Genomic DNA, 24,956 nt, shown 5'->3' on the forward strand with positions numbered 1-24,956 from the left:
TTTTCGCTTTTTGATTTATGGAAGTAAAATATTTTGCTCTTAATTTAATGTTTCAGCTCCGGCTGGTAGCCAAGAGTTGCTGTTTCCGCATCGACCATGTATTGGCAATGAAAAAACAAGTGATCAAGATGGCGGTCCCTAATATATACGGATAGCTCATGTTGATGTCGAAAAGGATGCCGGCGAGTGCCGGACCGATCATATTGCCGAGGCTCATGTAGGCATTGTTCATACCGGCTGCAAATCCTTGTTCATCGCCAGCCAGTTTGGATATGAGCGTATTGATGGCCGGCCGCAACAGGGAGGCGGCAGTGAAAAAGACCGCAGCCACCAGAAGGATGGCCCAGAACGAACTGACAAACAAAATGCCGATCATGGCTCCTGCAGAAACCAGCAAGTTGACAAGGATAACTTTCATTTCGCCAAAACGTTTGAAGAGCTTATCAATGACAAAAGTTTGGACCACTACACCGACAAATCCGCCGATTGTAATCAGAATAGCAATTTCTTTCGGTGTGAAACCAAACTTCTTATCTGCATATAATGCGATGGTCGATTGGAAATTAGCCAAACCGAAAGCGAAAATGAACATGACCAGCAGCATGACGAAGTAAGGGGTGTAAGTAGAACGCTTGAGCTGCTGGAGCAGGTTTTCGGATTTTTGATCTGCAGCCTGTACAGTAGGTGCGACATTCGGCAACACGACAAAAGAAATAAATGCAGCAATGAGTGCCACTGCCGTTGCAACGTAGAAAGGAAACTGGATGCTGACTTCGGCGAGAAACCCACCGATTCCCGGCCCGATCATAAAGCCGAGCGACATGGAAGCTCCGAGCAGCCCCATTCCTTTTCCACGTTCTTCAAACGTTGTGATATCAGCAACAAAGGCCATCATCGGGGGGATCAGGAATGCAGCACCGAGTCCGCTGAAGAAACGGGCAAGGTACAAAATCCACAGATGGGAAGCGAGCCCGAATGCCAGTTGGGATAGACCGAAAACGATCAATCCAAAGATGATCAACTTTTTTCGCCCGTATTTATCGGAAAGTTGACCGGACAAAGGCGAAAACAGGAACTGGGCTAAAGCGAATGTAGCGATTAGGGTGCCGAGAGCTTGGCCAGCCACGCCGAAAGTGTCCAGATAAGCTGGCATAATCGGAATGATCAAACCGATGCCGCTCATGGCAATGAACATATTGAACATCAGCACATAAAGTGCGAATTTATTTGATTTTACGGCCATAAAGAGACCTTCTTTCATTGTTATTTCGTATTACTAAACTTTAGTCTATAGAATCTACATACTATACCCCAATTCCCACAAAAAAAACAGGCAAAAGTTCTGCCTGTCAGTTTTCCATATCCATTTTAAATTCCAGGAATAGTTCGTTGTAGATTCCCAGCATTTCAAGTCCCAGATTTTCGTAGACTTCAAGGCGCTCCCGAAGTTCTTCCGGGGGATAGAATCGTTCATCTCCGGTAACTTCCGGGTCCATCAACGCAATCGCTTCTTCGTTCGGAGTGGAGTATCCGACGTAATCCGCATTTTGCGCTGCCACTTCCGCATCCAGCATAAAGTTGATGAATGCGTGGGCGCCTTCCACATTTCCGGCTGTCTTTGGAATGACCATATTGTCAAACCATAAGTTCGAGCCTTCCTCAGGGACCACGTAATCGATGTCTTCATTGATCCACATCATATCGGCAGCTTGTCCGGACCAAGTAACCGCTACTGCAGCTTCTTCCCGGCGCATCATTTCAACAATTTCATCACCGATGATGGCTTTGACGTTCGGGCCCATCGTTTTCAATTTATCCGTGGCTTCACGCAATTCACCCATGTCGGTCGAATTCAGTGAATAGCCTAAACTGTTCAGCCCCATGCCGATGACTTCACGCGCACTGTCGACAAGAATCACTTCCTGTTCGAGTGTAGGATTCCATAAATCATCCCAACTTTCGAACGTCTGTCCTTCCAACAAGGTCGGATTGAATGCAATCCCGACTGTTCCCCAGAAATAAGGAATCGAGTATTCGTTGCCTGGATCAAAAGGCAAGTCGAGGAAATACGGATCGATGTTCTCAAGATTCGGCAATAGCTCATGGTCTATTGGGTGCAGCAGGTCGTTTTCCTTCATTTTTTCGATGGCGTATTCAGAAGGCATCGCAACATCGTAAGTTGTGCCGCCCTGTTCAATTTTGGTCATCATCGATTCATTTGAATCAAATGTTTCATAAACCACTGAAATATTGGTTTCTTCTTCAAATTGGTCGATCAGTTCGGGATCGATGTATTCACCCCAGTTGTAGACGGAAATGGAGCCTCCGCCAATAGTTGCCGAACTTTTTTCCATGGCGTTGACCACATATAAGAGAATGGCCGATACCAGCAGGATGGCTATAGCGGCTCTGACGATTTCTTTCATAGTTTGGCGCCTCCTGTTCCAGGGGTTTGTCCAGCCCGTTGATTAAAGAAGTAGTAGCCGAGGACCAGTCCAAGCGTTACTACAAAAATCAACGCGGAAAGTGCATTGATGGTCAAAGTGATCCCTGCACGGGCCATTGAATAGATCTCAATGGATAAGGTCGAGAAACCGTTTCCTGTAACGAAAAACGTAACTGCAAAATCATCAAGCGAATAAGTCAAGGCGAGGAAAAATCCAGCGAAAATACCCGGCTTGATATAAGGAATGATAACGCGTGTCAAAATATCCCGTTTCGATGCGCCAAGGTCGGTCGCAGCGTCTATCAGCGACCCGCTCATTTCCTGCAGCTTCGGCAACACCATGATCACCACAATCGGAATACTGAAGGCGATGTGTGAAATCAGAACAGAAGCAAAGCCGAGTTTGACGCCGATCATCGTGAACAAAATCAGGAACGATGCCCCGATGATGACGTCCGGACTGACGATCAAAATGGTGTTCAAAGACAGAACGGCGTTGCGCGTTTTGCGGTTTCGCAAAAAGACGATGCCAATTGCGCCAAGAACGCCGATTGCTGTTGAGATAAGTGAAGACAACAAAGCGATAATGACAGTGTTCATTAAAATGATCAGCAGCCGCGTATCGTTGAATACAGCGCCGTAATGCTCCAAAGTGAATCCTTCAAAGCTCGACATGGTGCCTCCGCTATTGAAGGAGTAAAAGATTAGATAAAAGATCGGCGCATAGAGAATGGCAAAAACGACTACCAAATATAGTTTTGCGGACTTACTTAGTTTTGCCATTATATGCACCTCCTTTTTCTTTCTGGCCAGTCAGCATCATGATGATGATCATGAACAAGATCAGGAACACGGCAATGGTTGAACCCATTCCCCAGTTCTGTGTCACAAGAAATTGCTGTTCGATTGCTGTACCCAGTGTAATGACTTTGTTTCCAGCAATCAGGCGAGTGATGACAAAAAGCGACAAGGCAGGGATAAACACAGCCTGTACACCTGATTTCACCCCATTGATGGCCATAGGGAAAATAACACGTCTGAAAGTCGTGAAAGACGAAGCTCCCAGATCGCGTGAAGCATCGATCAATGCCGGATTTATTTTATCCAGCGAATTGAAAATCGGCAATACCATAAACGGAATGAAAATATAAACCGATACAAAGATAAAGCTGAAATCTGTAAACAATATCTGCCACGGGCCTGCTCCGAGTGTCTGAAGCAGCTTGTTGGCAGGGCCGTACAATCCGAAAATCCCGATAAAGGCGTAAGCCTTCAACAATAAGTTGATCCATGAAGGAATGATGATCAACAACAACCACAGCTGCTTATGCTTGGTCTTAGTCAACCAATAAGCTGTTGGATAGGCAATTAGGATTGTGATAACGGTAATCAGGAAAGCGTACCAGAACGAGCTTAATGTCATCCGCAGGTAAACGGAAGAAAAGAAGTTCTGGTAGTTTTCCAATGTAAAGGCACCAGTCAAATCCAAGAACGAGAAATAGAAGATCAAGGCAATCGGTGCAATAACGAATAAGGCAATCCATATATAATAAGGGACAAGGTATAACGGGCGCGATGGGTTATCTTTCATTGACAGCCGCTCCGTAGGATTCCAACCGTGCATCAAATGCTTCTTCCGATTCGTTCAAACGCATAACGTGAATCGCTTCTGGTGAGAAATCCAGGCCGATCTGTGAACCGACCTCAACTTTTTTCGTAGAATGGACGAGCCATTCGTTGCCTACTTCGTCAATTGTGGAAATTTCGAAATGCACCCCTCTGAACAATTGGGTATCAACAGTGACGGCCATTTTGCCGACACCTGCCGCAGTGATTTCGAGATCTTCAGGACGGATGACGATTTCCACCTGTTCATTCGGATTCAATCCCGCATCCACACATTCAAAGTCTTTATTGGCAAAACGAACTTGATAATCGGCAATCATGACGCCGCTGACGATATTCGATTCACCGATAAAGTCGGCGACAAAACGGTTGATAGGCTCATCATAGATATCCATCGGGGTTCCGCTTTGCTGGATTTGGCCAGCGTTCATGACGAAAATTTCATCAGACATGGCAAGTGCTTCTTCCTGGTCATGGGTAACAAAGACGAAGGTTTTCCCAAGGCGCTGCTGAAGTTCCCGCAATTCATACTGCATTTCTGTCCGCAGTTTCAAATCCAAGGCAGAAAGGGGCTCATCGAGCAAGATGACTTCAGGATCGTTGACAATTGCACGTGCGATGGCAACGCGCTGGCGCTGACCGCCGGACATCTCTGCGATTTCACGTTGTTCATAGCCCTGCAGATTGACGAAAGCCAAAGCCTCTCTTACGCGGCGCTCCACTTCCGGGCCTTTCACTTTCTTGATGCGCAATCCGAATGCGATGTTTTCAAATACGTTCAAATGAGGAAACAAAGCATAGTCCTGGAACACCGTATTGACTTGGCGCTGGTTTGCAGGAATCGTGTTCATTTTTTTGCCTTCTATATAGATATCGCCGCTGGTCGGTGTTGCAAAACCGGCTATCAGGCGCAAAATGGTTGTTTTCCCGCAGCCTGATGGACCAAGCAGCGTATAGAATTTTCCTTTTTCCAGTTCAAAGCTGACATTGTTCAATACATTGCCGGCACCTTCATAGGTCTGCGTGACATTTTCAAAACGTATAATTGATTTTTCGGACATAAGATCCCTCCTGAATTATAAATAAGATTGTGTGGTAACGATGATCATTTCAGAGATGCCATCAAAATCATTGATCAATTGATGGTGATTGGAAGCTTCAAAATAGATGGAATCGCCGGCAGCTGCCGAATATTGGTGATCACCGATTCTGAGCAGAACCCGTCCTTCGAGAACGTAGATGAATGTTTCTGCAGAAGAGGGTTCAAATTCTTTAAAATGCCCATTTGTCTGGAAAGTTAAATAGACAGGCTCCATTTCCTTTTCATTGGATGTGGGAATAAGCCATTCCACTTCATATCCGGCTTCTTCGTCAACGTGTGCAGTGTGGTCGGCGGTGGAGTATACAACTTTGACTTCCCGTTCATCGGAAAAAAATTCTTTGGGAGTGGTCCCCAGCACTTCAAGCAATGTGAAAAAGGTTTCTATAGAAGGGGAATTCATGTCACGTTCCAACTGAGAAATAAAGCCTTTGCTCAAGTCGGTCCGTTTTCCCAATTCTTCCTGTGTCAATCCGTTCTTTAATCGAAGACGTTTGATTTTTGTTCCGATTTCCAACAGAATTCTCCTCGATTCCTATTAAGTGAAAATTTCATAAAGTTTAGTTAAAATATACTTTTAGTTTACTAATAGCATATATTCATTATACGAGAAGAGCGATAATTTTCAAGTAAGAATTTATTTTCAATAAAGGATTGTTATCTATTGCAATTTGGCATGGGTTTTTACTATCATAGAGAAAGTGTGAAATTAAAAATAGTACATTTAACTTATAACAGACTACTGGAAGCTTTCCGATGAATGAAACTAACATATAAAAATGATGGCTGGACGGAACAATAAGCCTCTGCGCGATTTCAGCCGATGTCCCGTTGTCACCGGCATTGGGAGTAGAGCAGCTGTCCGGATACAGCTGATGAATCCAAGTACTATAGCACGACCAAACTCTAGGAGTGATCAATGTGAACGGCAAAATGAATTTTTTTCTTGATCCTAAAAACCGGGTCATTCAAAAACCTTCGATTATGAATTACAAGCAGGACCAGCAAGGATTGTACCTTGTAGCAGACAAGCGTTTTATCAATTGGATGGATGTCCATACCTATTGCCACACTTGTTTGTCGGCACTGACGTTTGACGATGAATTTGATGCAAGCTACTGCGCCGACTGCAATGAATGGCGGGAAGAACCTTGCACAGACATCAGTTGCGAGTATTGTGAAAATCGTCCAAAACGACCTTTGGATCCCCGCCGATAAGCGGGGTTTTTTTATTTTACCGAAAGTTGTTCGGCATATTGAGATTTTTAGTTTGCATTATGTATGCTAGAATAGAAGCAATTGAAAATGTGGAGGATGGATATGAAAAAGGAATTTGTAGTCATTGGGCTTGGCCGGTTTGGCGGAAGCATTGTGCGTGAGTTGATCGAACAGGATGCGGACGTTATGGCAATCGATAAGGATTCGGAACGGGTAGATGAATTTTCGTCCATCGCGACACAAGCGGTTGTAGCGGATACGACCGATGAAGCGGTTCTGAAATCATTGGGAATCCGAAATTTTGAACACGTCATCGTGGCAATTGGGGAAAATATCCAAGCCAGTATATTGACGACGCTGATGTTGAAGGAAATAGGCGTAAAAAAAATTACGGTAAAAGCGCAAAATGATTACCATGCTAAAGTGCTGGATAAAATTGGCGCCGATAAAGTGGTTCACCCGGAACGGGATATGGGAATCCGGATTGCCCATAACATCCTGTCCAATAACGTGCTGGATTATCTCGAACTGTCCGACGAACATTCCATTATGGAAATCAAAGCCAATCACAAATTGGCAGGCTATACATTAATTGGGCTTGATATCCGGGCAAGGTACGGCATCAACATCGTAGCTATTAAACGGAAAGACGACATTATCGTTTCTCCGCAGGCCGATATGGAGATTGAACAGGAAGATGTCCTGATCATCATTGGATCAGACGCGGACATCAATCGTTTCGAGAAAAAAATGATGAATTGATTGCTGCAAAACAAGAAAAAGACCGGAAAAGGGAGTGCATCCTTTTCCGGTCTTTGTTTCCCTGTATTATATGAAAATAAAGAAAGGTGCATCGGAATGATTATCCGGTGCACCTTTTTTTATTTGCTTAATTAAACTTCCATAATTACCGGCAAAATCATTGGACGGCGTTTTGTTTTTTCATACAAATACGGTCCGAGAACGTCAGAAATATCATTTTTTAATTCTGCCCATTCTGTGTTTTTGCTGTGTATTTTTTTATTGAGATGGCGATTCAGCATTTGCTGAGCCTCATAGATCATTGTGCCAGACTCACGCATGTAAACGAATCCGCGTGAGATGATGTCGGGACCTGAAACCATCTTGTTCTTTTTCATGTCAACGCTGACGACAACAATGACCAATCCTTCTTCGGAAAGGACACGGCGGTCACGCAAAACGATATTGCCGATATCTCCGATGCCGCTGCCGTCGATATAGACATCACCAGAAGGGATGCGTCCTGCAACAGAAGCTTCGTCTTGCCCTAAAGCAAGAACTTCGCCATTTTCCATGATGAATGTGTTTTCCAAAGGAACATCACATTCAACGGCCAATCCTGCATGCGTTTTTAACATCCGGAATTCACCATGAATCGGCATGAAGTATTTTGGTTTGATTAAACGAAGCATCAATTTGTTTTCGGGCTCTGAGCCGTGGCCTGATGTATGGATATTGTTAAGTGATCCATGAATCACGTCTGCTCCAGCGCGGAACAACAAGTTGATTGTACGGTTGACGCTGCTCGTATTGCCCGGAATCGGAGAAGACGAGAAGACAACTGTGTCGTTTGGCTGAATCTGGATTTGGCGATGTGTTCCGTTGGCGATTCTTGAAAGGGCAGCCATCGGTTCGCCCTGTGAACCGGTGCAAAGAATCAGAACTTCGTTTGCAGGTAAACGGTTTAAGGTTTGTGTATCTACAAAGGCATCCTCAGGTGCATTGATATAGCCTAGCTCACGGCCGATTGTCATGGCGTTGTCCATGCTGCGTCCGAAGACGGCAATCTTACGGCCTTGTGCGACCGCTTCATCCGTTACTTGCTGAAGACGGTAGATGTTTGACGCAAAAGTCGCAAAGATCAGGCGTCCATCAATTTTTCTCATGATGTCTTTGATGGAATCGCCGACTTTTCGTTCTGACATGGTAAAGTCAGGAACTTCAGCATTGGTACTGTCGGACAATAAGCATAAAACGCCTTCACTGCCGATTTGGGCCATTTTCAATAAGTTGGCAGGTTCGCCTACCGGTGTGAAATCGAATTTGAAATCTCCTGTGTGGACAATATTGCCGGGTGGCGTTTTTACCACGACACCAAAAGCATCAGGGATACTGTGAGTAGTACGGAAAAAGCTAACAGCCGTTTTACGGAACTTGATGACGTCATCTTCTTCGATTTCCATCATCTTCGTTTGGCGCAACAAGCCATGTTCTTCCAGCTTTTTGCGCAATAGGCCTAGAGCCAGTTTTCCGCCGTATACAGGAATATTGATTTTCTTAAGAAGGTAAGGGATACCGCCGATGTGATCTTCATGGCCATGCGTAATGAAAAGGCCTTTAATTTTGTCGACATTCTTTACTAAGTATGTGTAATCCGGAATAACGTAATCGATTCCGAGCAAATCGTCTTCCGGGAATTTAATGCCTGCATCAATCAGAATGATTTCATCCTGGAATTGGACACCATACGTATTTTTACCGATTTCGCCTAGTCCGCCAAGTGCGAAAACAGCTGTCTGATCGTTTTTAACGAATTTCATCGTTATTCTACGCTCTCGACTTCGTAATTTTGGCTGGCTTGTTCATACTCGAGATGATTGCCTTCAAGTAATTGAACAAGTTCAATATTGTAGTTACGGTCTTTTAAGTGGTTTCGGACTTCGCGCTCGGATGCTGCTTCCACATAAAGGCTTTGGGTATTTTCACGAACTGGTACTTCAAAACGGTTTTCTTGGTAGTATACTTTAAAAATCATTGTTTGCTCTCCTTTTTCCACGCTCAAATAAATGCACTTCCTTTATATTATCATGTCGTTGTACTAAAATAAAGAATAGCCCTCCTTATTTATAAAGAAGGGCTAAATCGTTTATGCAATTTTCTTTTTGTTCATGATGCCATTGAGCTGTCTGAGAAGTTTTCGTTTCAAACGTTTCAACATGGCTTACCACTCCTTAAGGCGAGTATACTGCGTTTTCTGACAATTGTAAAGGATGCGGGCTTTATTTTAAGGGCCCAATCACATGGAATGGAGACGAGAAAATGTCTAAATTATTATTGCTCGATATTGATGGGACTTTATTGGATTCCCATAAAAAATTACCGGCTTCTGCTAAAGAAGCCTTGCAGCAAGCGCGTTTGAACGGCCATGATTTAGCCATTGCAACAGGGCGCGGCCCATTTATGATCACTAATGTCCTAAAAGAGCTGGATATCGACACTTATATTACGTTTAACGGCCAGTACGTAGCCCATAAAGGCGAGGCTATCCATAAGCAGGCAATTGATGCAGATGTTCTGAACGATATCTTTGAATTTGCGGATCAGCGTGACCATCCTCTGGTATTTATGAATGAAAATAAAATGGTGTCTTCGATCGACTTCCATCCGGACATTGACGAAAGCATCAAAACCTTGAAAATGGCACATCCTGAAGTGGATAAAGAATTTTACCTGAATAATGATGTCTATCAAGCTTTGGTATTTTGTGAAGAAGAAGAAGAGCAGCAATACCATGACACATTCAAACAAGTGGATTTTGTCCGCTGGCACCGGGTATCATGCGATATTACGCCAAAAGGAGGAACCAAGGCCAGTGGTATCAAACATTTGATTAAAGCTACTGGACACTCTATAGAAGAAACCATCGCATTCGGCGATGGGTTGAATGATCTGCAGATGATGGATGTTGCAGGATACAGTGTAGCAATGGAAAATGGCCATGAAGAAACAAAGAAACGTGCTTCTTATGTAACGGATCATGTAGACAATGACGGATTGGCAAAAGCGTTCAAGCATTTGAAGTTGATTTGATAAAGAAAAGCGCAAGCGCCCGTTTGAGGAACGTAAGCTAAAGGCGCGACTTCCTGTCGCAACGCTTACGTGATCCGCCTCCTGCGGACCTCTGCTGGGCATAAGACAGACCAGCAGAGTGGCGATTTTGCCGCGGCGCTGGGTTGGCTTATGACCTAAGGAGCTGGGCGCTGGAGTCTGGACAATAAGAAAAGCGCAAGCGCCCAAAGCTAAAAAGAGAATCAGACAAAAAAGAGACTCGGCTTACTCAGCCGAGTCTCTTTCAATTGCGATGGCGTTTTCAATTTCAGCGAACGGGTTTTTTGAGTCGATATGGTCAAAGAACATGACGCCGTTCAAGTGATCAAGTTCATGTTGGAATGCGATGGCAGGAAGTCCTTTTAAGCGCATTTTGAACTCTTCCCCATCCAAATTGAAGGCTTTGATAGTGACGCGGGCGTATCTTGGCACATAGCCGGGGATTGCACGATCAACAGACAGGCAACCTTCTCCAGCTGCTAAGTAAGCTTTTTCTACAGAATGGCTGACGATTTTGGGGTTAACAGCAATCATGCTGAGGTTTTCGCCAGAGCTTTCGTCAAAATGCAGGGCAAAAATTCGTTTCGCTTCATTTACTTGCGGTGCTGCGATTCCAACGCCTGGGCGCAGGTCGTATTTTTCAGCCAGCTCATCGTCTTGGCTGTTTACTACATATTCCAGAAGGTCTTCACCCAGTTTCCGGTCTTCTTCAGAAAGTGGGAATTTCACTTCTTCTGAGCGTTTTCTGAGTGTAGGATGACCTTCACGTATAATGTCTTTCATTCGTATCAAGTGATTTCATCCTTTCAATTGGCTTGCTATACATATCAGTATAACGTAAAGCGGCTGTTTTGAAAAAAGAAAAAGCTGCTGGCCGGTGTTGTATTTTACTTAATGGCATACTATAGTTAATTCATGGAAATAAGGGGTGAAAAGGATGAGGAAATTAGGGGTACTGTGTGCTTTCATCATTCTTCTTTTAGTGGCTGGCTGTTCAGGTTCGGGAACTCGTGAAGAATTGGATCAAGTCCTGAATGATACTTTCGATGCCGAAGAAGAATATCGGGATGTCCAGGATGACCTGGAAAAACGCGAGAAAAAAGAGCAGCAATTGTTTGAAGAAATTATGGCGTTAACACAGGAGCAGCAAGAAGATGTTGAAAAACAGGCTCAATCAGCAATTGATTCTGCAGATGAACGCCTTGATTTCCTTCAAACTGAAAAGGAATCGATGCAGGCAGCCAAAGAAAATTTCACAGAGATTGATGGAGTGATTGAAGATGCCGAAGAAGCAGCTGTTAAAACTGACCTCGAAGCATTGAAAGCAAAAATGCACGAGCGCTTTGCTGCTCATAATGAATTTACGCAAGCGTATGAGGGGCTGATCGGACTTCAAAAAGAATTATATGAAATGTTGAAGGATGAAGAAAATAATCTGCAGATGCTTCAAGAAAAAGCTGGAGAAGTTAATAAACAAAATGAGCAAGTGCAAAATGCTGTGACAGCGTTTAATGAGTTAACCCAACAGGTAAATGAGTTGAAAGATGCCACAATGGAAAAATTAAATGAAAACGAAGAGTAAGCGGCCCCTACGGCCGCTTTTTCTGTGCTATAAAAGATAGTGTATTTGTTCTCTGTATTATAATACAGGTGAAAAAAACAACTGATACAGTTTTAAATATCTAAATTATTTCATTATTACTATTATGCAAAAATGTTAGGTTCTATATGATTGACCGAGCTATTCGAGTAACGTATACTGAAGTGGAATGTGAAATTGTATCATAAATTGTATGTAATTATTTTAATACAGATAAAAAGGAGAGTTGCTTTTATGGCTGCGAAAAAATCACAGCAGTTCGATCCAGTGGAAACGCTTAACACAATCGAAGAAAAGTTTGAAATGGTCCAGATTTTAAATGAAGAAGGCGAAATCATCAACGAAGAGGCAGACCCGAAATTATCGGATGAAGACCTTCAGGAATTGATGAGCCGGATGGTTTATACACGTATTCTCGATCAGCGTTCAATTTCGTTGAACCGCCAAGGCCGTCTAGGATTCTACGCTCCGACAGCAGGGCAGGAAGCTTCTCAATTGGCTTCGCATTTTGCTTTGTCAAAAGAAGATTTCATTTTGCCGGGCTATCGTGATGTTCCGCAATTGATCTGGCACGGTTGGCCGTTGCACCAGGCATTCCTTTTCTCTCGTGGACATTTCATGGGGAACCAAATGGCTGAAGGTTTGAATATTTTGCCTCCGCAAATCATTATCGGTGCGCAAATCATCCAGGCAGCCGGAGTGGCACTTGGCATGCAAAAACGCAAGAAAGAAGCAGTGGCGGTTACTTATACAGGAGACGGCGGTTCTTCACAAGGTGACTTCTATGAAGGAATCAACTTTGCAGGCGCATTCCGCGCACCGGCTATTTTCATTGTTCAAAATAACCAGTATGCGATTTCTACGCCTCGCGAACTTCAGACTTCAGCGAAAACCATTGCACAAAAAGCGGTTGCAGCCGGAATTCCAGGCGTCCTTGTAGACGGTATGGATCCGTTAGCGGTGTACGCGGTAACACGTGACGCTCGTGAACGTGCAGTTAAAGGCGACGGACCTACATTGATTGAGACACTTTGCTACCGTTACGGACCGCACACAATGGCTGGTGACGATCCGACCCGATACCGTACTTCAGATATCGACAGCGAATGGGAAAAGAAAGATCCACTTGTCCGTTTCCGTAAATACCTGGAAGCAAAAGGCATCTGGAATGAAGCAAAAGAAAACGAAGTAATTGAAAAAGCTAAAGAAGAAATCAAAGCAGCAATCAAAAAAGCTGACGGCGCTCCGAAACAAAAAGTATCCGATCTATTAGAGATCATGTACGAAGACGTGCCGTTTAATGTTCAGGAACAGTTGGATATTTATAAAGCAAAGGAGTCGAAGTAAGCCATGGCACAATTAACGATGATCCAAGCGATTACCGACGCTCTGAAAACAGAGATGAAGAACGATGAAAACGTTCTTGTTTTCGGTGAAGACGTAGGAAATAACGGCGGTGTTTTCCGCGCAACAGAAGGTTTGCAAAAAGAATTTGGCGAAGATCGCGTGTTCGACACGCCTTTAGCTGAGTCAGGGATTGGTGGTCTAGCAATCGGTTTAGCATTGCAAGGATACCGTCCAGTACCGGAAATCCAGTTTTTCGGATTTGTTTTTGAAGTAATGGATTCCATCAGTGGACAAATGGCGCGTATGCGTTTCCGCAGCGGCGGCAGCTTGAATTCTCCTGTAACCATCCGTTCTCCATTCGGCGGCGGTGTTCACACACCTGAAATGCACGCTGATTCGTTGGAAGGGTTAATGGCGGCTCAGCCTGGTTTGAAAGTGGTCATCCCTTCTACACCTTACGATGCAAAAGGTTTGTTGATCTCAGCAATCCGCGATAACGATCCTGTCATTTTCCTTGAGCATATGAAGCTATACCGTTCATTCCGCCAGGAAGTGCCGGAAGAAGAATACACGATTCCACTTGGCAAAGCTGAAGTGAAACGTGAAGGCAAAGATTTGACGATCATCGCTTATGGCGCAATGGTGCAGGAAAGCATCAAAGCGGCAGAAGAGCTTGAAAAAGAAAATTATTCGGTTGAAGTGGTCGATCTTCGTACCATCCAGCCGCTTGATATTGAAACAATCATTGCTTCAGTAGAAAAAACTGGACGAGCTATGGTCGTCCAAGAAGCGCAAAAACAAGCTGGAATCGCAGCGAGTGTCGTGGCTGAAATCACGGACCGCGCTATTTTAAGCCTGGAAGCACCAGTTCTTCGTGTTACTGCGCCGGACTCTGTATTCCCATTCTCACAAGCAGAACAAGTTTGGCTTCCGAACTCGAAGGATATAGTAGAGACAGCGAAGAAAGTACTTACTTTCTAATTAGACAGAACCGAAAGGGTGATATAGATGGCTTTTGAATTTCGTTTGCCGGATATCGGTGAAGGTATCCATGAAGGTGAAATCGTAAAATGGTTTGTAAAAGCAGGAGATACAATTGAAGAAGACGATATTCTTGTTGAAGTGCAAAATGACAAGGCCGTTGTCGAGATTCCCTCACCGGTTTCAGGAACAGTTGAAGAAGTATTGGTTGAAGAGGGAACGGTTGCAGTAGTTGGCGATATCTTGGTCCGTATTGACGCGCCTGACGCTGAAGAAATGAACTTTAAAGGAGACCACGGCGATAAAGAAGAAGCTGCTCCTGAAGTGAAAGAAGAAACAGAAGAACAAGTCCAGTCCGGCACTGCTGAATCAGGCCAGGAAGTCGATAAGGCTCCTGCCAAAGAAGAAGAGCCGAAAGAACAGACTGGCGCAGGAGCTCAGCCGCAAGCTGACTCTACAGAAGAAGCATATCCGAATGCGCGTGTCATTTCCATGCCGTCTGTCCGCAAATTTGCACGCGACAACGATGTTGACATTAAACAAGTCACCGGATCCGGCAATAATGGCCGCATTCTAAGAGAAGATGTAGAAGCCTTCATGAATGGTGACCAGAAAGCAGCTGCGCCAGCAGCTTCTGAAGCGCCACAAGAAACAACGCAGGAAGCGGCAGCAGAAAGCACTGACAAAGTGGCAGCAGCACCTAAAGCAGCAGCAGCTCCTGAAGGGGAGTTCCCGGAAACGCGTGAGAAGATGTCTGGTATACGTAAGGCGATCGCCAAAGCGATGGTCCACTCGAAACATACTGCTCCTCATGTAACGTTGATGGATGAAGTGGATGTCACTGAATTGGTAGCACACCGCAAAAAATTCAAGGACATTGCAGCAGAAAAAGAAATCAAACTGACTTACTTGCCTTACGTGGTAAAAGCGTTGGTCAGCACATTGCGTGAATTCCCAGCATTGAACACATCGTTTGATGATGAAACAAGCGAAGTTATCCAAAAGCATTATTTCAATATCGGCATTGCTGCTGATACGGAAAAAGGCTTGATGGTTCCAGTCATCAAAAACGCAGACCGCAAATCCATATTTGCGATTTCTGATGAAATCAACGGGTTGGCGACAAAAGCGCGTGATGGTAAATTAACTGCTGCTGAAATGAAAGGCGCTTCATGCTCGATCACCAATATTGGCTCTGCTGGTGGGCAATGGTTCACTCCAGTCATTAACCATCCTGAAGTGGCAATTCTCGGAATTGGCCGCATTGCAGAAAAACCTGTAATTAAAAATGGTGAAATTGTAGCAGCACCTGTGTTAGCATTGTCATTGAGCTTCGATCACCGAATGATCGATGGTGCAACAGCGCAACACGCATTAAATCATATTAAACGTTTATTAAGTCAACCTGAATTATTATTAATGGAGGCGTAAAACTTATGGTAGTAGGAGATTTTCCAATTGAAACAGACACGCTCGTCATCGGCTCAGGCCCTGGCGGTTATGTGGCGGCTATTCGCGCAGCACAAACTGGCCAAAAAGTAACAATCGTTGAAAAAGAATATATTGGCGGCGTTTGTTTGAATGTCGGCTGTATCCCTTCAAAAGCAATGATCTCAGTTGGACACCGTTTTGAAGAAGCTCAACACTCAGAAGATATGGGTATTGTAGCCAAAGAAGTTTCACTCAACTTTGAAAAAGCGCAAGCGTTCAAAGATGGCGTCGTTAAGAAATTGACTGGCGGCGTTGAATCGCTTCTTAAAGGCAACAAAGTTGAAATCCTGCGCGGCGAAGCTTATTTCGTTGATGAAAATACAGTACGTGTTATGGATGAAAATTCAGCACAAACGTATAAATTCAAAAACGCGATTATTGCTACCGGATCACGTCCTGTGGAAATCCCGACTTTTAAATTTACAAAACGTGTAATTAATTCAACAGGAGCTTTGGCATTAACTGAGCTTCCTAAAAAACTCGTCGTTATCGGCGGCGGCTATATCGGTACAGAGCTTGGTACTGCATTCTCAAACATGGGTTCTGAAGTAACAATCCTTGAAGGCGCACCGGATATCCTTGCTGGATTTGAAAAGCAAATGACAGCTATCGTCAAAAAAGGATTGAAGAAAAAAGGCGTTGAAGTCATCACTAAAGCATCTGCCAAAGGTGTAGAAGAAACTGATTCAGGCGTTAAAGTAACATATGAGGCAGGCGGAGAAGAAAAAACCGTTGAAGCGGATTACGTTCTTGTCACTGTAGGCCGTCGTCCAAACACAGACGAAATGGGTCTAGAAGAGTTGAACCTGAACATGTCTGACCGCGGCTTGATCGAAGTCGACAAGCAATGCCGTACAAACATTTCCAACATCTATGCAATCGGTGATGTGGTAGCTGGTCTTCAATTGGCGCATAAAGCTTCATATGAAGGTAAAGTTGCTGCAGAAGCAATTGCAGGCGAGAAGTCTGAAGTTGATTATATGGCTATTCCGGCGGTCTGCTTTACAGATCCGGAACTTGCAAGCGTAGGTTTGTCTGAAGAACAGGCGAAAGAAGAAGGATTCGAAGCTGCGGCTGCGAAATTCCCATTCGCTGCAAACGGCCGTGCTCTTTCATTAAATGCAACTGAAGGATTTGTGAAACTTGTTTCACGTAAATCTGACGGCTTGCTGTTAGGTGCTCAAATTGTCGGAGCTGGCGCATCAGATATGATCGCTGAGCTTGGTCTTGCCATCGAAGCTGGAATGACAGTAGAAGATATTGCAATGACAATCCATGCTCATCCAACACTTGCGGAAATCACAATGGAAGCTGCGGAAGTAGCTCTTGGAACACCAATTCACATCATCAAGTAAGAAACAGGGAGCCGCTTATGCGGCTTCTTTTTTTTGGAAACAATGGATGAGGCGTGGTAAGATTTGTTTAGTAAAGGGGTGTTTAGTTTGATACATAAAAAATGGCCTGTTCTTGCAGTGTCCTTGCTCGTGTTGGCAGGTTGCGGAGAAGAACAGGGTGCTCCACCTGAAGAAAAAAATCCGTCTGCAGAAGAAGCGGAAAATGAAAAAGAAGAGACCGAGAAAGTTGAAAAAACAACTGAATCGAAAGAACAGCAAGTGAATGAAGAAGAGAAAGAAGAACAAAAAGTTGCTGATGAGCCCCAGTACCGCATCAATCCGGCGAACTGGTCTGTACAGCCCATAGCAGCAGCCGATGAAAAAGTTGTACTGGTAACCATCGATGATGCTCCGGACAAACACGCGTTGGAAATGGCAGAGCTGTTGAAAAAGCAAGGCATTCCAGCAATCTTTTTCGTCAATGGCCATTTTTTGGATACCGATGAAGAAAAACAACAGTTAAAGCAACTTCATGACATGGGCTTTGCCATCGGCAACCATACCAATAGCCACCCCAATTTAAGGGATTTGTCAGAGCAGCAACAGGAAGAAGAAATCCTCCTATTGAACAAAACGGTGGAAGACATCATTGGAGAAAAGCCAAAATTTTTCCGGGCGCCGCACGGGGCAAACACCGACTTCAGCAAACAGCTGGTCGAGCAGGAAGGAATGGTCCTCATGAATTGGACCTATGGCTATGATTGGGAGCAGCAATACCGGGATGCTCAATCTTTGACGGATATCATGGTCAACAGCGAGTTCTTAAACAATGGCGCCAACCTATTGATGCATGACCGGGAATGGACGTCTGAGGCCCTTCCAGGGATCATTCAAGGCCTGAAGGACAAAGGATACGGCTTTGTAGATCCTGAAGACATAGAAGGCATATAAAAAGATCCAAGAGCGTCCTGCTCTTGGATCTTTTTTATCTGATAGCCTGCTGCTCTTTTATTACGCGCAGCATTTGCAATGTGTCGTCTTCCGGACCTTGGACAGGCAACCCGGCTGCGACATTCATATGGATGTAGTTGATATTTTCTTCCGTAATGATTTCTCCGGGGATGAAAATAGGAATGCCCGGTGGATAAACCATGATGAATTCTGCGGAAATGCGTCCGACTGCTTCATTGATTGATATGACTTCCGTCGTAGCGTAGAAAGCATCGCGCGGCGTCATGGCAAGCCGGGGAATATCCGGAAGCAGCACAACCGGTTCAACAATGGCAGCATCGCTGTCTAAAGACTCGCTCATGCGCTGCAAAGCGTTGATCAGCAGATTCAATTCTTTCCGCGTGTCGCCGATAGTCACCAGGCATAGGATGTTATAAAGATCGGAAAGTTCAATTTCGATATTGGCGTTTTCTCTTAGCCATTCTTCAGCCTGATGCCCCGTGATGCCAAGATTTTTGACGCTGATCAATAATTTGGTCGGATCCATATCAAAAGTTGCGGAAGAATTCAGCACTTCTTTGCCTACGCAATGCAAGTGCGGAATTTTATTGATGCGCTTGCGTGCATCCTGTGCAAGTCTGATTGCCTGATCAATCAGGTCATAGCCATGAATGGCAAGCTGACGGCGTGCCGTATCAAGAGACGCCAAAATCGGATAGGAAGTCGAAGTTGTCGTCAGCATGGACAGAGTGGACTGGACACGTTTGGGTGATACCAGCCCTTCTTTGACATTTAATACGGAACTTTGCGTCATGGACCCGCCAAGTTTATGGACAGACGTTGCCGCCATATCTGCGCCTGCAGCCATAGCAGAAACAGGCAATGATTTATGGAAATGGATATGGACGCCATGCGCTTCATCGACCAGGACTGGGATGTCATGGCCATGCGCGATGTCGACAATGCGTTTTAAATCAGCGGCTACACCGAAATAAGTCGGGTTGATGACCAACACGGCTTTGGCGTCCGGATATTCAAGAATCGCTTTCTCCACCGCTTCTGCAGAAATTCCGTGGGAGATTCCGAGCTCCGGATCGACTTCGGGATGAATGAAGATCGGGATGGCGCCAGCAAATACGATAGCGGACATAATGGATTTATGGACGTTCCTTGGCACAAGAATCTTGTCGTTGGGGCCGACCACACTTAAGATCATGGTCATGATGGCACCGCTTGTTCCTTGTACGGAAAAGAATGTATGGTCTGCGCCAAAGGCTTTTGCAGCTAATTCCTGCGCGTCTTTAATGGCGCCTTTTGGTGAATGTAAATCGTCCAAAGGGGCGATATTGATCAAGTCGATCGATAAAATATTGTCGCCGACAAATTCCCGGAATGCGGGATCGACGCCCTGGCCTTTTTTATGGCCTGGAATGTGAAATTGGATCGGGTGCCGGTTTCGATGCTTTAACAGCGCATCAAATAACGGAGTTTCTAATTGAGACAATGATAAGCCCACCTCACTATATATAAAATGAAAACAAGGAGAATTATAGCATGATGCAAGTTGCTATACTATAAAAATAAAAGGATTTCCTCGTGTGGCAGCGAATACAAAATAAGCAAGGGAAAAGGAGTGAGTCCATGGAATTCAAAACAAGGGTGACAGAACTATTGGGCATTCAGTACCCCATTATACAAGGAGGATTAGCTTATCTGGCTTATGCAGAACTGGCAGCTGCAGTTTCAAATGCAGGAGGCCTTGGGCAAATTACAGCAATGAGCCTTTCTACACCTGAACAATTGCGGGAAGAAATCAGGAAAGTCAGGGAATTGACGGACAAGCCATTCGGTGTTAATTTTGCAATTGGCGAACACGGCCGTGCATTTTCTCATATGCTGGATGTGGCAATCGAAGAAAATGTACCAGTCGTCTCCATGACAGGCGGCAATCCAACACCGATTTTTGAACAGCTGAAAGGGACGGATATCAAGAAGCTGGTTCTCGTCGCTGCCACAAGACAAGCTGAAAAAGCGGAAAGCCTGGGAGCTGACGCTGTAATGGTTGTCGGCCATGAAGGCGGCGGACATTTGGGACGAGACGATATCGGTACGATGGTATTGATTCCTCAAGTGGTCGATGCGGTGGATATACCGGTCATCGCCTCAGGCGGGATCGGGGACGGCCGCGGTTGGATGGCTGCTCATGCCTTAGGGGCAGAAGGCATAGAAATGGGCACGCGCTTTATTGCCACTAAAGAATGTGTCCATGCTTCAGCAGCCTATAAGGAACAATTGATTAATAGCTCCGAGAACGATACGGTCATCATTAAACGCAGCATTGGAGCTCCTGCCAGAACACTGCGCAACAGCTGGACCGACAAAATCCTTGAAATCGAACAACAGACGCCAAGCTACGAAGCCTTAAAAGAATTCATTAGCGGTGAAGCCAATAAACGCTTCATTTATAATGGGGAAAAGGACCAGGGCTTTGGCTGGGCAGGGCAAGTTACAGGCCTGATCAAAGATGTTCCGTCAGTCCGGGAATTGATTGATGGCATGGTCAAACAAGCTGGAGAAATACGAAAGAAATGGTCAATCACTGAATGAAAAGAGGGATTAACTATGGATTATTCCTATCCATTTTCAATTGAATGGTCAACCGAAGAAATCATTGATGTCGTTAGCTTTTTTGAAGGAATCGAAATGGCTTATGAAAAAGGCATCAACAGGCAGGAGCTGCTGACGCGTTACCGCAAATTCAAGCAGGTGGTTCCTGCGATTTCGGAAGAAAAGACATACTTCCGTGAATTTGAAGAAGAAAGCGGCTATGCCAGTTTCCCTGTCATCAAGGAGATGAAAGCAGGAAGCGGCGATGGAGTCATCAAAATTAAAACGAAATAAAATGAAAAAAAGAACCTTCAGCTTTAACGGCTGACAGGTTCTTTTGATTTTTGTAGCAGGGTATTGTAAACCGGAAGCAATGCCTCGAAAGTTTCTTCGGCAAATTGGAAAAACTGCTGTTTGTTCATGGAATCCGCCTGTTTTCGAGTTAAATGGCGGCCAATCACAAATTCGCCTTTTTTGACATCGCGAAGTCGGGTCAGTAATTTCTCAATGCCTTCTTCACCTAATTCGATCAGCGCATCGGATTGGGGTTTCATATGGTCGCCAGAGGCTACAAAGTCATCCGATAGCTGTGCAAGGGCATCAGAATGCAATAGGTTTTCAGCCATGATCGCTTTATTGGGCGCTTCATAGATGACCGCCAGAATGACGAACACATGGCTTTCCCACATGCCGATCTGGAAATGCGGGACCGCTTTGTAGCCTCTTTTATAAGGAGCGAACGCAACCCAGCTGTCATTTGGCGGATTTACGGTTCTTCTCATATGCTTTGCCACGTGCGGGAAAAACTCATTTCCTGTTTTTCCAGAGAAGAAAGAAGAAAATTCAGTTCCTAGTTCCTCGAACTTCGGACGGACATATTCAGTTAATGCAGACATCCTGGCATCCAGGCCAGGAGTAGTGAAAACATCGAAATCTTGCTCATTCCAATAAGACGTCAAGTAAATATCCTCCTTAAAATTAGGTAATCAGGTTTCATTTTAACGAAGTTTGGGAAAAAAGAATATAAATACGTTTCTGCCAATGGATTTCATTAGAAGAAAGTGGTATTATAATAATTGTAACAAGATTAGTCAGAATTTTCGGAGTATGATGAGAAAGGGGTGCTCATTATGAAACAGATGATTCAGATAATCCGCAAAGCGGATGTAGAGAAGGAATACGTACATGTGCTGAAACTGGAACTTGATTATGAACTTGCTTCTTTATACGATGCGATGCAGCAAAAAGACGATCAACAAATGTCGAAAAGCAAGCAGCGGCTTCAAGAGATTCACGTGGAACTGGAGGCCCTTCATGCGCTCTAATACGTCTATACATTAAAGGCATCTGCTGAAGTAAGACAGCAGATGCCTTTTTCGTTATACTGAAACAAAGAGGAAAGGGGATACACATATGGATTTGCATGCAATGGATTTGTACATAAAGTCATTGATCAAAGAGGCGGGGCATCGCATCTGCAATTCTTTCTTAACGGATATCACCATTGAATCAAAATCGAATGCCAATGATTTGGTGACGAATATCGATAAAGAAATTGAACAATTTTTCATCGGCCGCATCCGGCGTGATTTTCCGGGCCACCGAATTTTTGGGGAAGAAGGATTTGGAGACGATATCCAAACTTCGGAAGGGGTCATTTGGATGTTAGATCCGATTGACGGCACAATGAATTTTGTTCATCAAAAACGCAACTTTGCTATTTCGTTGGGAATCTTCAAAGATGGAGTTGGCCAATTAGGTTATATCTATGATGTTGTCAATGATGATTTATACCACGGAGTTAAAGGAAGAGGAGCCTATTATAATGATGAACAGATGCGGCCGCTTATGGAGACGGTGATTGCTGAATCGATTGTTGCTATGAATGCAACATGGGCAGTGCCGAACCGTTATCTTGACCATGAAGGAACTCTTCAATTGATCCGTGACGTACGAGGCATGCGTTCTTATGGCTCCGCGGCTCTAGAGCTTGCTTATTTGGCAAGCGGACGGGTTGATGCTTATATCTCGATGAGGCTATCGCCGTGGGACATCGCCGGTGGCATGGTCATAGCCCAGGAAGTTGGGGCGGTAACGACGAACTTTAAAGGGGAACCTGCAAATCTATTGAAGCAAGATACATTTATTGCAGCTAATCCAGCCATCCATCAGGAGCTGTTGAAAAAATACATCCGACTCAAGTAAAAAAAGATGCGGAATTCCGCATCTTTTTTTATAATTACAGTAATCCGGCTTCCCGCATCTCTTTCTTTTTCTTAAAGCCCATGCCCATAATCAGGCAAAGCACCAAAATTGCTGCGAAAATACCCAAAACGCTGCGCAGGCCTACAGCTAAGCCGATTCCTGCCATCGCCAGTAATGCTGCAATAGAATAAAAGACAAATATCCATTTTACGTTTTTCAATAAGCCAATCAAGCGATTTTCCTCCTGTAGCATATAGCCTGAAATAAAATCTTAGGGTTTTACACCTATATGTGCTATACTAGCACAGTTATAGGCATGAAAAAAGAATATTGGAGTGAAATTATGACTAAATTACGTAACGACCTAAGAAACATTGCTATTATTGCCCACGTTGACCATGGTAAAACAACTCTAGTGGATCAACTTCTACAACAATCCGGAACTTTCCGTTCAAACGAACACGTTGAAGAACGTGCGATGGATTCTGGCGATATCGAAAGAGAACGCGGAATTACGATTCTTGCGAAAAATACTGCAATCCAATACAAAGATTCTAAAATCAACATTTTGGATACTCCTGGACACGCTGATTTCGGCGGAGAAGTTGAACGTATCATGAAAATGGTTGATGGTGTTCTATTAGTAGTAGACGCGTACGAAGGCTGTATGCCACAGACACGCTTCGTTCTGAAAAAAGCATTGGAACAAAACTTGAAGCCAATCGTTGTTGTAAACAAAATTGACCGTGACTTTGCACGTCCTGAAGAAGTGGTTGACGAAGTCATCGAATTGTTCATTGAACTTGAAGCGAATGACGATCAATTGGAATTCCCGGTTATCTTTGCATCAGGCATGAACGGCACAGCAAGTCTTTCTTCAGATCCTGCTGATCAGGAAGAAAACATGCAGGTCATTTATGATGCGATCCTGGAACACGTCCCAGCGCCAATCGATAACAGAGATGAGCCACTTCAATTCCAGGTAGCTCTTCTTGATTACAGCGATTATGTTGGACGTATCGGAATCGGCCGCGTATTCCGCGGAACAATCGAAGTTGGCCAATCGGTTTCTTTAATGAAACTTGACGGGTCATTCAAAAACTTCCGTGTGACGAAAATGCACGGTTTCATGGGCCTTAAACGGGTGGAAATCGAAAAAGCGGAAGCTGGAGATTTGATTGCCATTTCTGGTATGGAAGACATCAACGTTGGGGAAACAGTTTGTCCACAGGATCATCAAGAAGCATTGCCGATCCTGCGCATCGACGAGCCTACTTTGCAAATGACTTTCCTAGTAAACAACAGCCCGTTTGCAGGTAAAGAAGGTAAGTGGATTACGTCAAGAAAAATCCAGGAACGTTTGGATGCACAATTGCAGACTGATGTATCATTGCGTGTAGAACCTACAGATTCACCGGATGCATGGATTGTATCTGGACGCGGAGAGCTGCATTTGTCGATCTTGATCGAAAACATGCGCCGTGAAGGATTTGAACTTCAAGTTTCAAAACCAGAAGTTATCGTCCGCATGGTAGACGGAGTTCGCTGCGAACCTGTTGAACGCGTTCAAGTGGATGTTCCTGAAGAATATACAGGCGCAATCATTGAATCATTAGGCGAACGTAAAGGCGAAATGCTGGATATGGTCAATAACGGAAGCGGACAAGTCCGTTTGGTGTTTAACGTACCGGCTCGTGGATTGATCGGTTACACAACTGAATTCCTTACACAGACTCGCGGATACGGAATCATCAACCATACATTCGACAGCTACCAGCCAGTTGCTTCTGGCCGTGTTGGTGGACGTCGCCAAGGTGTATTGGTATCTATGGAGCGCGGTAAAGTTTCGACTTACGGCTTGATGGGCATCGAAGACCGCGGTACTGCATTTGTTGAAGTCGGTGCTGAAATCTATGAAGGCATGATCGTTGGAGAACATAACCGTGATAGTGACTTGACAGTGAACATTGTAAAAATCAAAGCTGCAACGAACATCCGCTCAGCCAACAAAGACCAAACGACTACGATGAAAAAAGCACGTTTGATGAGTCTTGAAGAAGCACTTGAATACTTGAATGATGATGAGTTATGTGAAATTACACCACAAACGATTCGTTTGCGCAAAAAAATTCTTGATAAAGCTGAACGTGAGCGTATGGCTAAGAAGAAAAAAGTTGCCATCGAAGAATAAGTGGAATGGAA

General features: G+C 44.4%; 26 protein-coding genes. 14 read left to right on the forward strand and 12 right to left on the reverse strand.

Features of this window, described 5'->3' with window-relative positions; all coding sequences use genetic code 11:
* Nucleotides 1-52 precede the first annotated feature (52 nt).
* The 6 genes from QMA01_RS01775 to QMA01_RS01800 form a co-directional block, all read right to left on the reverse strand.
* Nucleotides 53-1,243: an MFS transporter gene (locus QMA01_RS01775; RefSeq protein WP_191713932.1), complete on the reverse strand. Its 1,191-nt coding sequence runs from the start codon at nucleotides 1,241-1,243 to the stop codon at nucleotides 53-55.
* Nucleotides 1,244-1,349: 106 nt separating this feature from the next.
* Complete coding sequence (locus QMA01_RS01780; RefSeq protein ID WP_290214188.1) at nucleotides 1,350-2,426, reverse strand: ABC transporter substrate-binding protein; 1,077 nt, start codon at nucleotides 2,424-2,426, stop codon at nucleotides 1,350-1,352.
* Nucleotides 2,423-3,229: an ABC transporter permease gene (locus QMA01_RS01785; protein WP_203339358.1), complete on the reverse strand. Its 807-nt coding sequence runs from the start codon at nucleotides 3,227-3,229 to the stop codon at nucleotides 2,423-2,425. The genes QMA01_RS01780 and QMA01_RS01785 overlap by 4 nt, the downstream gene beginning before the upstream one ends.
* Nucleotides 3,213-4,037: an ABC transporter permease gene (locus tag QMA01_RS01790; protein ID WP_203339359.1), complete on the reverse strand. Its 825-nt coding sequence runs from the start codon at nucleotides 4,035-4,037 to the stop codon at nucleotides 3,213-3,215. The genes QMA01_RS01785 and QMA01_RS01790 overlap by 17 nt, the downstream gene beginning before the upstream one ends.
* Nucleotides 4,027-5,133: an ABC transporter ATP-binding protein gene (locus QMA01_RS01795; RefSeq protein WP_290214189.1), complete on the reverse strand. Its 1,107-nt coding sequence runs from the start codon at nucleotides 5,131-5,133 to the stop codon at nucleotides 4,027-4,029. Before QMA01_RS01795 ends, QMA01_RS01790 begins: the two co-directional genes overlap by 11 nt.
* Before the next feature lie 15 nt (nucleotides 5,134-5,148).
* Complete coding sequence (locus tag QMA01_RS01800; protein WP_290214190.1) at nucleotides 5,149-5,688, reverse strand: helix-turn-helix domain-containing protein; 540 nt, start codon at nucleotides 5,686-5,688, stop codon at nucleotides 5,149-5,151.
* A gap of 404 nt (nucleotides 5,689-6,092) precedes the next feature.
* On the opposite strand from QMA01_RS01800, the gene QMA01_RS01805 reads away from it, so the two are divergent.
* Together QMA01_RS01805 and QMA01_RS01810 are read left to right on the forward strand one after the other, a co-directional pair.
* Entirely contained in the window at nucleotides 6,093-6,389 is a 297-nt protein-coding gene (locus QMA01_RS01805; protein WP_191713938.1) for a hypothetical protein, read from the forward strand.
* 102 nt (nucleotides 6,390-6,491) lie between these two features.
* Entirely contained in the window at nucleotides 6,492-7,151 is a 660-nt protein-coding gene (locus QMA01_RS01810; RefSeq protein ID WP_191713939.1) for a potassium channel family protein, read from the forward strand.
* Between the two features lie 131 nt (nucleotides 7,152-7,282).
* Here the strand turns inward: QMA01_RS01810 and rnjA are convergent, their stop codons facing one another.
* On the reverse strand, nucleotides 7,283-8,950 hold the full coding sequence (gene rnjA / locus QMA01_RS01815) for a ribonuclease J1 (protein WP_290184511.1): 1,668 nt from the start codon (nucleotides 8,948-8,950) through the stop codon (nucleotides 7,283-7,285).
* Nucleotides 8,951-8,952: 2 nt separating this feature from the next.
* Nucleotides 8,953-9,165: a DNA-dependent RNA polymerase subunit epsilon gene (locus tag QMA01_RS01820; protein WP_191713941.1), complete on the reverse strand. Its 213-nt coding sequence runs from the start codon at nucleotides 9,163-9,165 to the stop codon at nucleotides 8,953-8,955.
* 284 nt (nucleotides 9,166-9,449) lie between these two features.
* On the opposite strand from QMA01_RS01820, the gene QMA01_RS01825 reads away from it, so the two are divergent.
* A complete protein-coding gene (locus QMA01_RS01825) occupies nucleotides 9,450-10,220 on the forward strand; it encodes a Cof-type HAD-IIB family hydrolase (RefSeq protein ID WP_290214191.1) in 771 nt (256 codons plus the stop codon).
* 243 nt (nucleotides 10,221-10,463) lie between these two features.
* Here the strand turns inward: QMA01_RS01825 and def are convergent, their stop codons facing one another.
* Nucleotides 10,464-11,030, reverse strand: a complete 567-nt coding sequence (gene def, locus QMA01_RS01830; protein WP_191713943.1) for a peptide deformylase — start codon at nucleotides 11,028-11,030, stop codon at nucleotides 10,464-10,466.
* A gap of 145 nt (nucleotides 11,031-11,175) precedes the next feature.
* On the opposite strand from def, the gene QMA01_RS01835 reads away from it, so the two are divergent.
* From QMA01_RS01835 to QMA01_RS01860, 6 genes are all read left to right on the forward strand, one after another.
* Complete coding sequence (locus QMA01_RS01835; protein WP_290214192.1) at nucleotides 11,176-11,820, forward strand: YkyA family protein; 645 nt, start codon at nucleotides 11,176-11,178, stop codon at nucleotides 11,818-11,820.
* 252 nt (nucleotides 11,821-12,072) lie between these two features.
* Nucleotides 12,073-13,185, forward strand: coding sequence for a pyruvate dehydrogenase (acetyl-transferring) E1 component subunit alpha (gene pdhA, locus QMA01_RS01840; protein ID WP_191713945.1), 1,113 nt, complete (start codon nucleotides 12,073-12,075; stop codon nucleotides 13,183-13,185).
* A gap of 3 nt (nucleotides 13,186-13,188) precedes the next feature.
* Nucleotides 13,189-14,166 (forward strand): alpha-ketoacid dehydrogenase subunit beta, encoded by a 978-nt coding sequence (locus tag QMA01_RS01845; protein ID WP_191713946.1) that lies wholly within the window; start codon nucleotides 13,189-13,191, stop codon nucleotides 14,164-14,166.
* A 27-nt stretch (nucleotides 14,167-14,193) separates the two neighbouring features.
* Entirely contained in the window at nucleotides 14,194-15,597 is a 1,404-nt protein-coding gene (locus QMA01_RS01850) for a dihydrolipoamide acetyltransferase family protein (protein WP_290214193.1), read from the forward strand.
* Nucleotides 15,598-15,602: 5 nt separating this feature from the next.
* A complete protein-coding gene (lpdA, locus tag QMA01_RS01855) occupies nucleotides 15,603-17,012 on the forward strand; it encodes a dihydrolipoyl dehydrogenase (RefSeq protein ID WP_203339367.1) in 1,410 nt (469 codons plus the stop codon).
* 87 nt (nucleotides 17,013-17,099) lie between these two features.
* On the forward strand, nucleotides 17,100-17,942 hold the full coding sequence (locus tag QMA01_RS01860; protein WP_290214194.1) for a polysaccharide deacetylase family protein: 843 nt from the start codon (nucleotides 17,100-17,102) through the stop codon (nucleotides 17,940-17,942).
* A gap of 34 nt (nucleotides 17,943-17,976) precedes the next feature.
* Here the strand turns inward: QMA01_RS01860 and QMA01_RS01865 are convergent, their stop codons facing one another.
* Nucleotides 17,977-19,446, reverse strand: coding sequence for an aminotransferase class I/II-fold pyridoxal phosphate-dependent enzyme (locus tag QMA01_RS01865; protein ID WP_191713950.1), 1,470 nt, complete (start codon nucleotides 19,444-19,446; stop codon nucleotides 17,977-17,979).
* 137 nt (nucleotides 19,447-19,583) lie between these two features.
* Here QMA01_RS01865 and QMA01_RS01870 point away from each other — a divergent pair, with 137 nt between their 5' ends.
* Complete coding sequence (locus QMA01_RS01870) at nucleotides 19,584-20,549, forward strand: NAD(P)H-dependent flavin oxidoreductase (protein ID WP_203339369.1); 966 nt, start codon at nucleotides 19,584-19,586, stop codon at nucleotides 20,547-20,549.
* A 15-nt stretch (nucleotides 20,550-20,564) separates the two neighbouring features.
* Nucleotides 20,565-20,843: a UPF0223 family protein gene (locus QMA01_RS01875; RefSeq protein WP_191713952.1), complete on the forward strand. Its 279-nt coding sequence runs from the start codon at nucleotides 20,565-20,567 to the stop codon at nucleotides 20,841-20,843.
* A 23-nt stretch (nucleotides 20,844-20,866) separates the two neighbouring features.
* Here the strand turns inward: QMA01_RS01875 and QMA01_RS01880 are convergent, their stop codons facing one another.
* Nucleotides 20,867-21,508, reverse strand: coding sequence for a YktB family protein (locus QMA01_RS01880; protein ID WP_191713953.1), 642 nt, complete (start codon nucleotides 21,506-21,508; stop codon nucleotides 20,867-20,869).
* 171 nt (nucleotides 21,509-21,679) lie between these two features.
* Here QMA01_RS01880 and QMA01_RS01885 point away from each other — a divergent pair, with 171 nt between their 5' ends.
* Entirely contained in the window at nucleotides 21,680-21,874 is a 195-nt protein-coding gene (locus QMA01_RS01885) for a hypothetical protein (RefSeq protein ID WP_191713954.1), read from the forward strand.
* Between the two features lie 88 nt (nucleotides 21,875-21,962).
* Nucleotides 21,963-22,754, forward strand: coding sequence for an inositol monophosphatase family protein (locus QMA01_RS01890; RefSeq protein WP_290214195.1), 792 nt, complete (start codon nucleotides 21,963-21,965; stop codon nucleotides 22,752-22,754).
* 34 nt (nucleotides 22,755-22,788) lie between these two features.
* Here QMA01_RS01890 and QMA01_RS01895 read toward each other — a convergent pair whose 3' ends face one another.
* A complete protein-coding gene (locus QMA01_RS01895) occupies nucleotides 22,789-22,986 on the reverse strand; it encodes a YlaF family protein (protein WP_301610274.1) in 198 nt (65 codons plus the stop codon).
* A gap of 111 nt (nucleotides 22,987-23,097) precedes the next feature.
* On the opposite strand from QMA01_RS01895, the gene typA reads away from it, so the two are divergent.
* Nucleotides 23,098-24,945 carry a translational GTPase TypA gene (gene typA, locus QMA01_RS01900; protein ID WP_290184527.1) on the forward strand — a complete coding sequence of 616 codons (1,848 nt, stop codon included), beginning with the start codon at nucleotides 23,098-23,100 and terminating at the stop codon, nucleotides 24,943-24,945.
* The last annotated feature ends 11 nt before the right edge of the window (nucleotides 24,946-24,956 follow it).

It is taken from the genome of Planococcus notacanthi (genome assembly GCF_030407825.1).
Taxonomy (GTDB): Bacteria; Bacillota; Bacilli; order Bacillales_A; family Planococcaceae; genus Planococcus; species Planococcus notacanthi.